This window comes from Tardiphaga sp. vice154, from assembly GCF_007018645.1.
In the GTDB taxonomy this organism is placed as follows: domain Bacteria; phylum Pseudomonadota; class Alphaproteobacteria; order Rhizobiales; family Xanthobacteraceae; genus Tardiphaga.
Genome location: NZ_CP041399.1, coordinates 2,236,655 through 2,249,601 on the forward strand (window position 1 = coordinate 2,236,655; position 12,947 = coordinate 2,249,601).

Annotated in this window: 16 protein-coding genes; 8 read left to right on the forward strand and 8 right to left on the reverse strand. The window is 64.3% G+C overall.

Annotated features, from left to right (window positions below; genetic code table 11):
* Positions 1–256: 256 nt before the first annotated feature.
* Together FIU28_RS10375 and FIU28_RS10380 are read left to right on the forward strand one after the other, a co-directional pair.
* Complete coding sequence (locus tag FIU28_RS10375) at positions 257–493, forward strand: hypothetical protein (protein WP_143572858.1); 237 nt, start codon at positions 257–259, stop codon at positions 491–493.
* Positions 486–674, forward strand: a complete 189-nt coding sequence (locus FIU28_RS10380; protein WP_143572859.1) for a hypothetical protein — start codon at positions 486–488, stop codon at positions 672–674. The genes FIU28_RS10375 and FIU28_RS10380 overlap by 8 nt, the downstream gene beginning before the upstream one ends.
* A gap of 12 nt (positions 675–686) precedes the next feature.
* On the opposite strand, the gene FIU28_RS10385 is transcribed toward FIU28_RS10380, so the two are convergent.
* The 4 genes from FIU28_RS10385 to purB all read right to left on the reverse strand — a co-directional run bounded on the left by FIU28_RS10385 (position 687) and on the right by purB (position 4,430).
* The gene (locus FIU28_RS10385) at positions 687–1,463 is read right to left on the reverse strand and encodes an acyltransferase (RefSeq protein WP_143572860.1); all 777 of its coding nucleotides are present in this window, start codon (positions 1,461–1,463) and stop codon (positions 687–689) included.
* 131 nt (positions 1,464–1,594) lie between these two features.
* Complete coding sequence (gene murI, locus FIU28_RS10390) at positions 1,595–2,392, reverse strand: glutamate racemase (RefSeq protein ID WP_143572861.1); 798 nt, start codon at positions 2,390–2,392, stop codon at positions 1,595–1,597.
* Between the two features lie 40 nt (positions 2,393–2,432).
* A complete protein-coding gene (locus FIU28_RS10395) occupies positions 2,433–2,972 on the reverse strand; it encodes an MOSC domain-containing protein (protein ID WP_143572862.1) in 540 nt (179 codons plus the stop codon).
* A 156-nt stretch (positions 2,973–3,128) separates the two neighbouring features.
* Positions 3,129–4,430, reverse strand: a complete 1,302-nt coding sequence (gene purB, locus FIU28_RS10400; RefSeq protein ID WP_143572864.1) for an adenylosuccinate lyase — start codon at positions 4,428–4,430, stop codon at positions 3,129–3,131.
* Positions 4,431–4,610: 180 nt separating this feature from the next.
* Here purB and FIU28_RS10405 point away from each other — a divergent pair, with 180 nt between their 5' ends.
* From FIU28_RS10405 to FIU28_RS10425, 5 genes are all read left to right on the forward strand, one after another.
* Positions 4,611–5,996, forward strand: coding sequence for a hypothetical protein (locus tag FIU28_RS10405; RefSeq protein WP_143572865.1), 1,386 nt, complete (start codon positions 4,611–4,613; stop codon positions 5,994–5,996).
* A gap of 160 nt (positions 5,997–6,156) precedes the next feature.
* Complete coding sequence (locus FIU28_RS10410; protein ID WP_143572867.1) at positions 6,157–6,807, forward strand: hypothetical protein; 651 nt, start codon at positions 6,157–6,159, stop codon at positions 6,805–6,807.
* Between the two features lie 67 nt (positions 6,808–6,874).
* Positions 6,875–7,210 carry a DUF6968 family protein gene (locus FIU28_RS10415; RefSeq protein ID WP_246660937.1) on the forward strand — a complete coding sequence of 112 codons (336 nt, stop codon included), beginning with the start codon at positions 6,875–6,877 and terminating at the stop codon, positions 7,208–7,210.
* A 96-nt stretch (positions 7,211–7,306) separates the two neighbouring features.
* On the forward strand, positions 7,307–8,047 hold the full coding sequence (locus tag FIU28_RS10420; protein ID WP_143572869.1) for a metallophosphoesterase family protein: 741 nt from the start codon (positions 7,307–7,309) through the stop codon (positions 8,045–8,047).
* Positions 8,048–8,049: 2 nt separating this feature from the next.
* Entirely contained in the window at positions 8,050–9,453 is a 1,404-nt protein-coding gene (locus tag FIU28_RS10425) for a bifunctional serine/threonine-protein kinase/universal stress protein (protein WP_143572870.1), read from the forward strand.
* A 2-nt stretch (positions 9,454–9,455) separates the two neighbouring features.
* Here FIU28_RS10425 and FIU28_RS10430 read toward each other — a convergent pair whose 3' ends face one another.
* The 3 genes from FIU28_RS10430 to rpe all read right to left on the reverse strand — a co-directional run bounded on the left by FIU28_RS10430 (position 9,456) and on the right by rpe (position 10,935).
* Entirely contained in the window at positions 9,456–9,863 is a 408-nt protein-coding gene (locus FIU28_RS10430) for a type II toxin-antitoxin system MqsA family antitoxin (RefSeq protein ID WP_143572872.1), read from the reverse strand.
* Between the two features lies 1 nt (position 9,864).
* Entirely contained in the window at positions 9,865–10,173 is a 309-nt protein-coding gene (locus tag FIU28_RS10435) for a type II toxin-antitoxin system MqsR family toxin (protein ID WP_143572874.1), read from the reverse strand.
* 63 nt (positions 10,174–10,236) lie between these two features.
* Positions 10,237–10,935, reverse strand: coding sequence for a ribulose-phosphate 3-epimerase (gene rpe, locus FIU28_RS10440; RefSeq protein ID WP_143572876.1), 699 nt, complete (start codon positions 10,933–10,935; stop codon positions 10,237–10,239).
* A gap of 236 nt (positions 10,936–11,171) precedes the next feature.
* Here rpe and FIU28_RS10445 point away from each other — a divergent pair, with 236 nt between their 5' ends.
* Positions 11,172–11,933, forward strand: a complete 762-nt coding sequence (locus tag FIU28_RS10445; protein WP_143572878.1) for an EF-hand domain-containing protein — start codon at positions 11,172–11,174, stop codon at positions 11,931–11,933.
* Positions 11,934–11,946: 13 nt separating this feature from the next.
* On the opposite strand, the gene FIU28_RS10450 is transcribed toward FIU28_RS10445, so the two are convergent.
* Positions 11,947–12,942 carry a P1 family peptidase gene (locus tag FIU28_RS10450; RefSeq protein WP_143572879.1) on the reverse strand — a complete coding sequence of 332 codons (996 nt, stop codon included), beginning with the start codon at positions 12,940–12,942 and terminating at the stop codon, positions 11,947–11,949.
* Positions 12,943–12,947 lie beyond the last annotated feature (5 nt).

The window sequence follows — 12,947 nt, forward strand, 5'->3', positions numbered from 1 at the left end:
TTGTGTGGATGAGGAAACGCGCCCTCCTGTGTACCGGAGAAGTCCGGTACCGACAGGTTCATCCTCAAGCTGAGGGGAGAACCACGGGTGCGAAACGCAACGCGGGCCGAAAACGGCCCGCGAGCAAGCGGGGTTCTAGGAAGAACCGCCCCGGATGTCAATTGGAAGACAGGGCCCGGGGCGGCCGGTAAGCGGGCTCTGGCGTCCCTATCGCTCAGGTGGTATTTGTTGTTTCTAGCAACCAAACAGAACCCGCATGGCGCACTTGCGGCGAAATGAACATCTGAAGCTTTTCGCCAATTGCTGCAATACTTTGGCCACAACTGTGTTTTCGCTGGGTATCCTGACCCCGATCGCCGGCAAAATTTGGGATGCCAAATCGCTGCCCTATGGCGAAATACAGATCTTCCTGGCTTGTCTGACGTTCGGGATCGCCACACATTTGCTGGGCCAGTGGTTCATCACTGGCCTGAAGGACGTGGAAGATGAATGACCTCCCGTTTTGGGTATTTCCCGCCATCACGTTCGCGGGCCTTCTTGCCACCGGCGGCATCGTCTTGCTGATGGCGAATGCGACGCGCAACAAGGCACCGAGATTACCCGCGGCTTCCCCGGCAGAGGCCGATCTGTTCGACGGCACCCAGCGCAAACGAAGCCTCACATCCAAGGCCTGACCGGCGCTGCGGTCACATCGCGATTGACCGAATCGGCATGGCGACCGGCGGGCACTTGGCGCGCAGTTCCGCCGCCAGTTCGCCGTTCAGCACTTGTTCCAGCCGGCTGAGCGTCCTGGCGATCAGGGCGGCGTCGGTCACGCGGTGGTCCCAGCGGATCACCACCTCGATGCCCCCCTCATCATCCAGCGCGCCGTAGCTGAGCAGGAACGGGCCGGGGCTGATCGCATCGAGATTGCCGGGGCCGAAGGCGGCCACCGAGGTGATGCCGAAATTGCCGCAGAAATTGGCGCGCTGCCGGCCGATCATGAAACAGCCCGCCCACAGCAGCCGGCGCAGCGGCCGCGGCATTTTCGATACCCGCAACAGCTTGCGGAACATCGGCACCTGCTGCGCCGGCGCCGTCATGGCGTGCCGGATCACCGCATCGACCTCCGCCAGCGTCATGGCCTCGGCGCCGCAGACGCGCTGCGGCAGCACGCAGGGCTCGCCGCCCTCGACGCGCGAGATCGCCACCATGCCGGTGCTGCGCGGCAGCTCGTAGAAATGCGGCCACGGCCCGCCGATATACATGGTGCGCAGGATCGGCTGGTCGCGCGCCACCAGGCAGAACGCCTTGGTGAAGATCGAGGCCCAGCCCGGCCGGACCGCGCAGCCGGCGCGCGCCTCCGCCAGCGCGGCCACGCCAAGCTTTCGCCGTAGCTGCACGAACGGCACGCTTGCCGAGGCATGCATGAGGTCGGCGATCAGCCGGCGCGGCACCGACACTCTGCGAATCGTCCCTCGCATTCCGTCCCGCCCCACGAGAGTTTCCCGGTCCTGTCGCCCGCCGGTACCTAGTGACCTAGCATGGTCAGGCGGTTTGTGCAGCCGTTGGTCGCGCCGTCGGGTGTTTTAATGAGCGGCGGGATCGAACGCGATCAGACGGTCACGAGCGCCGCGCTGCCAAAAAACGGCGCCAGCGCTTTGGCCAGCGGGGCGGAGGGTGCGCAACCGGACGTATAGGCGAAGCTTGGAGCATCTGGCGTGCCGTGCCCGGCCGGGCCGAGCAGGTCTTTGACGCGGCGTGCGATCGCCGGCGCCGGATCGATCCAGGCCACCGGCCACGGCGCCAGTGCGATCATCCGCTGCAGCAGCAACGGGTAATGCGTGCAGGCCAGCACCACGGCATCGGTGCGCAGCCCGTCCGTCTCGGTGAAGCACGGCGCGATCTCGGCCAAAATCTCGTCATCGGGGATCGCCGCGCCGTTCAGTTCCGCCTCCGCCAGCGTGGCGAGGTTGGGCGAGCCGACCAGCGTCACGGTGCAGGCGCTGGCGTGGTCGCGGATCAGCGCCCTTGTATATTCGCGCTTCACGGTCGCGCGGGTGCCCAGCACCGAGACGCGCTTGGTGGTGGAGGCCGCGCAGGCCGGCTTGACCGCCGGCACGGTGCCGACGAACGGCACGCTATAGGCCGCGCGCAGCGGCGCCATCACCGAGACCGACATCGTGTTGCAGGCGATCACCACCAGGTCCGGCGCGTGCCGCGCGATCAGCTCGCCGATCAGCGGCACCACGCGGGCGATGATCTCGTCCTCGCTGTGGTGGCCATAGGGGAAGAACACGTCGTCGGCGACATAGACGTAGCGCGCCTCCGGCCGCGCGCGTACGATCTCGCGCAGCACGGTGAGGCCGCCGAGGCCGGAATCGATGACGAGGATGGTCGGGGATGGGGACATGCGGACTCTATGCTGGCCGAATGTGGTTACTTTTGCGTTGCTACACCGGCGTCAAGGTCCGATGCGCGCCCGCCGGCAGCGTGACCGTGATGGCATCGCCGGGGCGGACGTCGCCGTCGGCCAGCACCACGGCCATCACGCCGGCCTTGCGGATCAGGTTTCCGGCAGCGTCGTGATCCAGCGTGGCGGTCATCAGGCCCGGCTGGAAGCGGTCGATCTGGATGCAGGGATTGCGCAGACCGGTGATCTGGATGGTCGCGGTCTCGCCGAGCGTCAGTTGGGTGCCGGTCGGCAGGCCAAGCAGGTCGATGCCTTGCGTGGTGATATTTTCGCCGAGGTCGCCGGGCGCAACCGCAAAGCCCTTGTCGCGCAGTTCGTCGAACAGCTCGGAATGGATCAGGTGCACCTGGCGCAGATTGGGCAGCGTCGGGTTGAACCGCTTGCGCGACAGATGCTGCACCGTCGTGCCCGAGTGGCCGTCGCCCTCGACGCCGAGGCCTGTGAGCAGGCGAATGCTGAGCGCCGGATTTTTGCTGAAGTGATGGCCGCGGCGGAAAGCGACGGCGAGGACGGTGGGCATGCAGATTCTCTTACGCTGCGACCAACACTGTCATTCCGGGGCGGGAGCAGCGCCAGCTGCGACTGAACCCGGAATCCCGAGATGTTCAAAACAGTCCGAGGTCCCGGGTTCGCTCGCAGCAAGCTGCTCGCGCCCCGGGACGACAGTTTGTGGTGTTTATCCGAACACCCGGCCAAAGATTGTGTCGACGTGCTTGAAGTGATAGCCGAGGTCGAACTGTTCCTCGATCTCGGCATCCGTGAGATACTTCGTGACGTCCTTGTCGGCCTTCAGCAGCGTCAGGAATTCGCCTTCGCCGCGCCATACCGGCATGGCGTTGCGCTGCACGAGTCGGTAGGCGTCCTCGCGGGAGGCGCCCTTCTGCGTCAGCGCGATCAGGAGGCGCTGCGAATGCACCAGGCCGCCGAGGCGGTCGAGATTCTTCTGCATGTTGGCGGGATAGATCAGGAGCTTCTCGATCACGCCGGCCAGGCGGTTCAGTGCGAAGTCGAGCGTCACGGTGGCGTCGGGGCCGAACATGCGCTCGGCCGAGGAGTGCGAGATGTCGCGCTCGTGCCACAGCACGACGTTCTCCATCGCCGGCGTCACATAGGCGCGGACCATGCGGGCGAGGCCGGTGATGTTCTCGGTCAAGACCGGGTTGCGCTTGTGCGGCATCGCCGAGGAGCCCTTCTGGCCCTCGGAGAAGAACTCTTCCACTTCCAGCACTTCGGTGCGCTGCATGTGGCGGATCTCGGTGGCCAGGCGCTCCATCGACGAGGCGATCACGCCGAGGGTTGCAAAGAACATCGCGTGGCGGTCGCGCGGGATCACCTGGGTCGAGATCGGCTCCGGCACCAGGCCCATCGCTTTCGCGACATGCTCTTCGACGCGCGGATCGATCTGCGCGAAGGTGCCGACGGCGCCGGAGATCGCGCAGGTCGCGACTTCTTTTCGCGCGGTGATCAGACGCTCTTTCGCGCGGGTAAACTCGGCATAGGCATAGGCGAGCTTGAGGCCGAAGGTGACCGGCTCGGCATGGATGCCGTGCGAACGGCCGATAGTTGGCGTCATCTTGTGCTCATAGGCGCGGGTCTTCAGCGCGGCCAGCAGGCGGTCGACGTCGGCGATCAGGAGGTCGGCGCAGCGGGTGAGCTGGACGTTGAGGCAGGTATCGAGCACGTCCGACGACGTCATGCCCTGGTGCACGAAGCGCGCCTCTGGCCCGACGATCTCGGCCAGATGGGTCAGGAAGGCGATGACGTCGTGCTTGGTTTCGCGCTCGATCTCGTCGATGCGATCGACGTTGAAGGTGGCGTCCTTCGCCTTGGCCCAGATCGCCTTCGCGGCATCCTTCGGGATGGTGCCCAGCTCCGCCAGCGCATCGGCCGCATGCGCCTCGATCTCGAACCAGATCTTGAAGCGGGTCTGCGGCTCCCAGATGGCAGCCATTTCGGGACGGGTATAGCGGGGGATCATGGGCACTCGCAGCGGTTTGGGGGATTACGCCGCGCTTTAGCAGAAAGGGATGGGAGAGGCCACCAAGGATGCGAGGGGTGGGGAGAGACTTAAAAGCCTCCCATAACTGCTCAAAAGCGACTTGATCATAGGTTAATAATCTTATAAGATTATTAACCTAGCTAAGGAAGGGGCCGAGCGATGACAGGGCGGAATGAATTCGACGAGATTGGAGATGAACTGGCGCGGTTGAAGTATCGGCTCATGGGCATCAAGGTTGAGCTGAAGTTGCGCCGGCTGAGTTACTCCGCAAAGGATGGTTTCGATCCAGACCAGCCGCGCGATGACCTTGGAAGGTGGACGGACGGCGACGGGGCAGGGACCGCAGAGGAGGCAAACGCATCCGGAAACAGCGTGACTGCCGTTTTTGCGGATTTTAACAGCCTTCCGTTGGCGACCCGTCTCGAAGCGCTTCTCGGCGAGGCCGGCTCGGACAACTCAGAACCGACCCTTCAGCCCGCCGCAGCAAAAATCATCTACAACAACGCTATAACCGGCGACGAACGGATTGATAGTTTGACTGTGACGCTGAGCAACACGCTCAAGGGCGTGATGGATGTCTTTGATTTTATTCCGTATGACACCCCGAGGGCTTACGGCACGGCTGTGCATTCGGCGTTCGGGGCGGCAGTGTTAGCGCAAGGCATGGACGGGGTTGTGGTCGAGTTCAGCTACAAGAACAATTCGCCGGCAACTTACGGGGAAGAAGGAAGCGTTCGAGCCGACGTAGCATTGCGATCGGTAAGCCAAGAAATTATCGCCATTTATGATTTAAAGACGGGTGGTGCCGTGGTAAGCCCATCGCGTGCAGACGAACTGCGAAGTCACTTCTCGGCGTCACGCTATATTCCGGTGATCGAGCTTCATATCCTTCGGGGTCACGTATCAAGCATGCGACGCTCGGCTCGCCTTTTCGGTATTGTTCAGAAGCAGATTCCAGGCTCGGTCCTGTATGGTGATTTCCTTGCCGTTGGAAAAGCTGACATGTTCCTGCGTGGATTCCGGCTTTTCCCCTCGGGCCGGAAAAACCACAATGATCTCCACCGGTGCGTGACGCCACTGTGGCGGCCGCATGATCAGCCATCGTTTCTGTTTGGCGGGCACTATGGTACTTTGATTAAGCATCCGGAGACCTATTGGACCATTACCGACCCCCAGGATGATTGCCGATCGGCGGCCGTCGTTCTCGGGCAGATCATGCCATTCGTAAGCGAGTTTGAAAACATTCAGACCGTTGCTTCCTTCCTGGAATATTTCGATTTCATGCGGGCCAACACGACGGCGCCCGTGCAACTCGATTTTGCTCTGGCTGACTATCTGGTCGGCGATGTCCAGCGTTGCGAGAAGGCGCTTTCACATGTCGAGGATGTTCTGGCGGATCATGACGAGAGCTGGTTCGTGTCTCTGCGGCCAGTCGTCGCCCGGATTCGTCAGCAACTTGACTCGGATCCGGCCGGTCTCGACACGCTCATCCGGCAGTGGCGCAACGAGAATGACGTCAGGCTCGGTATCGCGGTGCCGAGCTGAAGACGAGTCGTTCTGGGCACGTGCATCGCCGTCCATGACGTCAAAACCGGCGGAGCCAAGTCTACTCTTTCGCGTGCGGACGAACTGAGGGAGCGGACCAAAGCGGGGCCCTATACCCCAGTCATCGAGCTTCACTTTCATCGCGGATCAAACCTGAAGCATGAGCAGGTCGCGCAGGATATTCAAGCTGATCCAGCCGCAGGTGCCTGGCACCGTGCTGTGCGGCGACCACCTCATCATCACGCCGACAACCGACATCGCGCGCGGCTTCTTTCTCGATACCACTTCACGTAAGGATCACATGATGCTGGTGCGAACGGTCATGCCATTGCATCGTCCGTTCGCGCATTTTTCGTTCAATTACAGCCAGTCGATCGTAGGAGACTGCGGCGCGCTCTTTCATATCGATAAACAGGACTATGGAGCAGCGGCAGCGGTCGTTCTTCAGAAATTAGGCCCGCATGTCGAGCCGCTCCGAAAAATTCAGACGACCCGCGATTTCATGGGGCATGTTGCCTGGATGTCCGGAAACAGGATGCTACCTTTCCGGACCGACCTGGGTATCAATCACTATATGCTGGGAAATATTCAGGAAGCGCTCGCCATCTTTCGTCAACTGCACATCGATCTCGACGAATATAGCCCGGCTACCCAGCAGAATTGCAGGACCGTCATCCAACAGGTTCTTTATTTTCTGGAGAACGATCCGGTTGGCCTGCGTGCGGTCATCGAATCCTGGCGCGATGAGAATATCGAGAAACTGGGATTGTCGGCGAGCGTTGCGGCGCCTGCGCTGCGTTTGGTACGGTGAGGCGCGGCACGTCCTGGGCGGTGAAATCCGGCGACGTGCCACCGACGCTCGCTCCCAAGGGGTGATCATGCCAGAGCCCATGCAACGGGTCTTCAGACTTCGCCGCGACTCCGGCCATGTCGATGTCGTCGTCAGCATTTTCTGGCCCGAACCACGCGAAAACTCCTGGTTCGCGGACTGGACGATCGGCTGGCCCGACCGCGAGCGGAAGGGGTCGGCGGGCGGGGCCGACGCCATCCAGGCGTTGCTCGTGGCGCTCAACATGGTCGGCTCCGAGCTCTATTGCAGCGCGGAGCACGAGGCCGGGCGGCTGGACTGGGCCGACGACTGGTCGGGCTACGGTTTTCCGGTGCCGCGCGGGATGCGCGATGTTCTGACGGGCGACGACGCGCGATATCTTTAGCCGCATTTACGGAGTGCCGATCCGCCGTATCAATTGATGTCGGTCAAGCCATCCGCCGAAACCGGCTGTCAGAATGGCCAAAACAGGGGAGGCGGCGTGCTTCTGGCGATCTTTGCCGATATCCATGCCAACAAGCAGGCGTTCAGCGCGTGCCTGGCAGCGGCGCGCGCGCGTGGCGCGGAGCGCATGATCCTGCTCGGCGATTTCGTCGGCTATGGCGGCGATCCCGAATGGAGCGTCGATACCGTGATGGCGTTGGTCGAGGACGGCGCGGTGGCGGTGCTCGGCAATCACGATCACGCGGTCGGCACGCCATCCGAGACCATGAACGATAATGCCCGCGCGGTGATCGAATGGACCCGCAGCCGGCTCGACGCCGGGCAGAAGCACTTTCTCGCCGAACTCCCGATGACGGTCGAGGACGAGGACCGGCTCTACGTGCATTCCGAAGCCAGCGCGCCCGCGCGCTGGCGCTACGTGCAGGACGCCTCCGACGCCGCGCGCAGCATCGTAGCGACGCCAGCCACGGTCGGCTTCTGCGGCCATATCCATCGGCCGGCGCTGTATTCGATGTCGGTGGTCGCGAAGATGACGGCGTTCACGCCGGTCACCGACGTCGCCGTGCAACTGTTGCCGGGGCGGCACTGGCTGGCGGTGCTGGGCTCGGTCGGGCAACCCCGCGACGGCAACCCGGCGGCGGCGTTCGCGATGTTCGACACCGCGCGCAACGAGATCACCTATTGCCGCGTGCCCTATGACATCGAGGCGGCGGCGGCCCGGATCCGCGCCCACGGCCTGCCGGAATGGCTGGCCCAGCGCCTCGCGACGGGACGCTGACCATGGCGCGCGACCAGTTGCATCCGGGCTCGGTGATCGACGGCTTCACCATCGGCGAGCAGTTGCACGCCGGCGGCATGGCGACGCTGTGGCGGGTCACGCGGCCGGACATCGCGCAGCCGCTGCTGATGAAGGTGCCGCGCATCAGTGAGGGCGACGATCCCGCGGCTATCGTCTCCTTCGAGATGGAGCAGATGATCGTGCCGCGCCTCAGCGGGGTGCACGTGCCGGCCTGTTTCGGCACCGGCGACTTTGCGCGGCAGCCTTATGTGGTGATCGAGCGGCTCCCCGGCCAGACGCTGTACAAGCGGCTGCCGGAGCTGCCGTTGTCTTATGACGAGGCGGTGGCGATTGCCGGCAAGATCGCGGTGGCGCTGGCCGACCTGCACGCGCAGCACGTCATCCACCACGACCTCAAGCCGAGCAGCGTGATGTTTCGCGACAGCGGCGAGGCCGTGCTGATCGACTACGGCCTGTCGTTTCACGCGCAACTGCCGGATCTGCTGCAGGAGGAATTCCGGCTGCCGTTCGGCACCGCGCCCTACATGGCGCCGGAGCGGCTGCTCGGCGTCCGCGACGACCCGCGCAGCGACCTGTTTTCGCTGGGCGCGCTGTTGTACTTCTTCACCACCGGCGAGCGGCCGCATGGCGAGAGCGAGACGCTGCGCGGCATGCGGCGGCGGCTGTGGCGCGACGTGCTGCCGCCGCGACGGCTGCGCGCCGACTATCCGCCATGGCTGCAGGAGATCGTGCTGCGCTGCCTGGCGATCGAGCCCTCGGCGCGGCACCCGACCGCAGCACAGCTCGCCTTCGATCTCGGCCATCCCGACCAGGTGCCGCTCACCGCGCGCGCCGAGAAGTTCGATCGCGATCCCTGGCGCACGGTGTGGCACCGCCGCTTCAACCGCGGCGCGGCGCTGCCGCAGGCGAAGACCGACGTCGCCGCGGTGGTGGAGGCGGCGCCGATCGTGATGGTCGCGCTCGATGTCGGCGACGACTCGGCCGAACTCAACGACGCGCTGCGGGTGGCGACCGCGCGCATCCTATCGACGCTGCCGGCGGCGCGCCTCGCCTGCGTCAACGTGCTGAAACTCGGCCGCCTCAGCATCGACAAGACGCTGGACGAAAACGACAACAACAAGCACGTCGACCGCCTGGTGCAACTGCGCCACTGGGCCTCGACGCTGGGGCTGGAGCCGGAGCGCATGACCAGCCACGTCATCGAGGCGATCGACCCGGCCGCCGCGGTGCTGGAATTCGCCGAGGTCAACAAGGTCGACCACATTTTGATCGGCGCCCGGCAGAAGTCGTTGCGGCGGAAATTGCTCGGCAGCGTGTCGGCGAAGGTCGCAGCGGAGGCGCGCTGCAGCGTGACGGTGGTCCGGCCGGCGCGGATGGGGGAGTAGGGCTACGCTTGCTTCTTGAGCTCTTCGACTTCCTCGGGGTGTCTTTCCAGCAGTCGCAGAAAATTGCTGATGCCCTTGCTGACGGTAACGGTCCCTTGCTCGTACTTCTGGAATGCATTCGGGCCACCGCCGATCAGCGTTCCCGCCTCTCGCTGCGTCAATCCGATCTTGGTCCGAATTCGCTTCACGTCCTGCGGGGAAAGCAGGTTCTCGGTATGCATCCGAAGCGCTTTCAATGCAGCGTCGGATACTTTCAGATCGTCGCCGGTATGAATGCTCTCGTCCGATTCATCGCAGTACCATCCGGGCATATCTATAGTGGATGACTGCCCCTTGTAGGTGATGGTCATGGGCCGCGTGTCGCGTACCATCGGCAGGCCTGTTTCGGGACACGTCGGGGATTCTTCCATCTCACCTCTCCTTGAACGACAGGAGCCTGAATTCTGTCACCACGTCCGACGTGAACTTCACATAGAGTTCGATATCGCCATCCGGCACCCGGTACACATCCTGCCAGGTACCGGGCTTCTTTTCAGACGGCATCGACTTGTAGAAGTGGCTGGCTTCGATGGACTGGATCGTTTCGATGATCCCCTCCGACCCGTAGCCCAGCGCTGCTGCATCACGAAGTGCCGTACCGGTGATGTGCAAACCCTGCGTGTTTGAAAATACGGATTGAACTGTTTTCAGATCATGCGTTGGCTTGTTGTGTTCTGGCATCTGAAAATACACCATAATGGTGGAATTTCAAGGGGTGTTTAACTAGCGCCTTAAAGGCGCGAATTACACCATCTCCCCGCGCGCCTTCAGCGCTTCTCCGCGAATCCCGTCGATGTTGGCCTTGTAGCTCTCCACAGTCCCGCCCTTGAACACCGCGGAGCCCGCGACGAACGCATTCGCCCCGGCCGCGGCGAGCTGCCCCGAAACCGCCGCCGAGACGCCGCCGTCGACTTCGATGTCGATCGGGCGCCCCGCGGTCATGGCGCGCAGGTCGGAGATCTTGCCGAGCGCGGAGGGGATGAAGGCCTGGCCGCCGAAGCCTGGGTTGACCGACATCACCAGCACGAGGTCGAGCAGGTCGATGACATATTCGATCGCCGACAGCGGCGTGCCGGGGTTCAGCGAGACGCCGGCCTTCTTGCCGAGCGCGCGGATTGCCTGCAGCGAGCGGTGCAGATGGGGACCTGCCTCGGCATGCACCGTGATGTGGTCGCAGCCGGCTTTCGCGAAGGCTTCGAGATAGGCGTCGCACGGCGCGATCATCAGATGCGCGTCGAAGATCTTGTTGCTGTGCGGGCGCATCGCCTTGATGACGTCGGGGCCGTAGGAAATGTTCGGCACGAAATGGCCGTCCATCACGTCGAGATGCAGCCAGTCGGCTCCGGCTTCGTCCACCGCGCGGACCTCCTCGCCCAGCCTGGAGAAATCCGCGGCCAGGATCGAGGGTGCGATGACGAGGGGGCGTGGCACAAAGCTGGACATCGGGCGCTCCTGACGGGGCTGAAGGGATGGCTTCGGGTACCATGCGGCCGGGGCACCGGCAACGGACGCCGCACCGCCGTGCCCCGGCATTTTATGCCGCAACGGCACGATCTGCCGGGCGCACCGCCGCCCGCGGCAGCCGAAGTGCGTTGATATCACAAGCGTATTTCGCTGGCACAGGCCTTGCTAAATCCTCCTCAGGGAATTCACGCTCACGCTCGAGCCGGAGATCGACCATGTTGCCAGCCCTCGCCGCCGCCACCACCGCGATCGATGCGCTCCAGCTGCTCACCGCGGCGAAGAAGAAATCGGCGACCGGCTCCGCCACCGCCAGTTCGAAGGCGTCGAACCCGTTCGATGTCGCCAGCGCCTCGACGGCCTCGGCCACCTCCAGCGCAAAGTCGTCGACGACCGCTTCGACCTCCGGCACGCTGTCCACCGGCACGCTGAGCGCGTTGCTCGATGCGCAGAGCGGCACGTCGTCCTCGAAAACCAAGAAAGACCCGCTGAGCCAGCTGTTCAGCCTGCTCGACGGCGATTCCAGCGGCGGTATCAGCAAGGCCGAGTTCGAGAAGAAGCTCGGCGCCGGCGGCACCAATGTCGCCAATGCCGACAAGGTATTCGCCAAGCTGGACACCGATGGCGACGGCTCGGTGAGCCAGGACGAGCTGTCGGCCAAATTGAGCAGCAAGTCCGCGGGCGCGGCCGTTGCGGCGCTGCAGGGCGGCGGTGGCGGCGGCAAGAGCGACGACAGCGCCGGCGCGACCAGCAAGACCACCATGAATGCCGACGGTACCACCACGACCTCCACCACCTATGCCGACGGCTCGGTGGTTTCGATGACCTCGGCGCCGACTGCCAGCAGCGCGTCGTCGACGACGACGAGCAGCGCCTCGAAGGCCAGCTCGTCGTATAATTTCATCGAGCAGATGATTCAGCGCCAGGCCCAGGCGATCCAGCAGTCCAAGAATACGGCGGCGGTTTCGATCACGGCATAAGAATAGCGATGTTCTAGCCGAAGCGGTCGCGCCACGCCGGCAGGGCGCCTTCGAACGGCAGCGCGGTGGCGGTGTAGACGCCGCGCGCGATGGCCCGCGCCGTAACATGGCCGGCAACCATGCCGAGTTCGGTGAGGCCGATCAAAGGATCGACCGGCTTCTCGCCGGTCGCAGCAGTGAACACGATGTCGCCGTCGAGCGGCGCGTGCACCGGGGTGATCGCGCGGGCAAAGCCGGTCTGCGCCATCATCGCCAGGCGCTTCGCCTGCGGCTTGCTGAGGATCGCGTCGGTGACGACCACCACCAGCGTGGTGTTCTCGATCGCCGAGGCGGCCGTCCCGCCCTTGACGCGCATCGCCAGCATGGCTGGCGTGAAACGCGCCGGCAGGCCGCGGTCGCCGAATTCGCTCGCCTGCTCGAACGGCGCCGACCAGAACCACGGCCCGTCCCCGATGGTGACGCTGCCGATTGCATTGACCACGGCAAGGGCCGCGACGCGCACGCCGCCGGAGGTGACCGCCGAGGCGGAGCCCAGCCCGCCCTTGAAATTCGCGGTGGTGGCGCCGAGGCCTGCGCCGACGCTGCCCAGCGCAAAGGTCTCGCCGGCGTTGGCGGCCGCGGCATAGCCGAGGTCGCGGTAGGGCGAAAAGCGGCTCCATTGCTTGTTGCCGCCGTTCAACAGGTCGAAGCACACCGCGCCCGGCACGATCGGGATCACGGCATCGCCGATGCGGAAGCCGCGGCCCTGTTCCGCCAGCCACGCCTGCACGCCGCCGCCGGCATCGAGGCCGAAGGCGGAACCCCCCGACAGCGTGATGGCGTCGATCGCCTCCACGGTGTTGACGGGGTCGAGCAGGGTGGTGTCGCGGGTGCCGGGCCCGCCGCCGCGCACATCCATCGCCGCGACCGCCGGGCGGTCGAACAGGATCGCGGTGACGCCGGAGGCGAGCGCGGTGTCGTCGGCGTGGCCGACACGGATTCCGGCAATGTCGGTGAGGAGGTTGTGCATGCTCA

What these genes read in the sequence shown, in the direction of transcription:
- FIU28_RS10375 (WP_143572858.1), top strand. Translation starts at nt 257, where the DNA reads ATGGCGCACTTGCGGCGAAATGAACATCTGAAGCTTTTCGCCAATTGC.
- FIU28_RS10380 (WP_143572859.1), top strand. Translation starts at nt 486, where the DNA reads ATGAATGACCTCCCGTTTTGGGTATTTCCCGCCATCACGTTCGCGGGC.
- FIU28_RS10385 (WP_143572860.1), bottom strand. Translation starts at nt 1,463, where the DNA reads ATGCGAGGGACGATTCGCAGAGTGTCGGTGCCGCGCCGGCTGATCGCC.
- murI (WP_143572861.1), bottom strand. Translation starts at nt 2,392, where the DNA reads ATGTCCCCATCCCCGACCATCCTCGTCATCGATTCCGGCCTCGGCGGC.
- FIU28_RS10395 (WP_143572862.1), bottom strand. Translation starts at nt 2,972, where the DNA reads ATGCCCACCGTCCTCGCCGTCGCTTTCCGCCGCGGCCATCACTTCAGC.
- purB (WP_143572864.1), bottom strand. Translation starts at nt 4,430, where the DNA reads ATGATCCCCCGCTATACCCGTCCCGAAATGGCTGCCATCTGGGAGCCG.
- FIU28_RS10405 (WP_143572865.1), top strand. Translation starts at nt 4,611, where the DNA reads ATGACAGGGCGGAATGAATTCGACGAGATTGGAGATGAACTGGCGCGG.
- FIU28_RS10410 (WP_143572867.1), top strand. Translation starts at nt 6,157, where the DNA reads ATGAGCAGGTCGCGCAGGATATTCAAGCTGATCCAGCCGCAGGTGCCT.
- FIU28_RS10415 (WP_246660937.1), top strand. Translation starts at nt 6,875, where the DNA reads ATGCCAGAGCCCATGCAACGGGTCTTCAGACTTCGCCGCGACTCCGGC.
- FIU28_RS10425 (WP_143572870.1), top strand. Translation starts at nt 8,050, where the DNA reads ATGGCGCGCGACCAGTTGCATCCGGGCTCGGTGATCGACGGCTTCACC.
- FIU28_RS10430 (WP_143572872.1), bottom strand. Translation starts at nt 9,863, where the DNA reads ATGGAAGAATCCCCGACGTGTCCCGAAACAGGCCTGCCGATGGTACGC.
- FIU28_RS10435 (WP_143572874.1), bottom strand. Translation starts at nt 10,173, where the DNA reads ATGCCAGAACACAACAAGCCAACGCATGATCTGAAAACAGTTCAATCC.
- rpe (WP_143572876.1), bottom strand. Translation starts at nt 10,935, where the DNA reads ATGTCCAGCTTTGTGCCACGCCCCCTCGTCATCGCACCCTCGATCCTG.
- FIU28_RS10445 (WP_143572878.1), top strand. Translation starts at nt 11,172, where the DNA reads ATGTTGCCAGCCCTCGCCGCCGCCACCACCGCGATCGATGCGCTCCAG.
- FIU28_RS10450 (WP_143572879.1), bottom strand. Translation starts at nt 12,942, where the DNA reads ATGCACAACCTCCTCACCGACATTGCCGGAATCCGTGTCGGCCACGCC.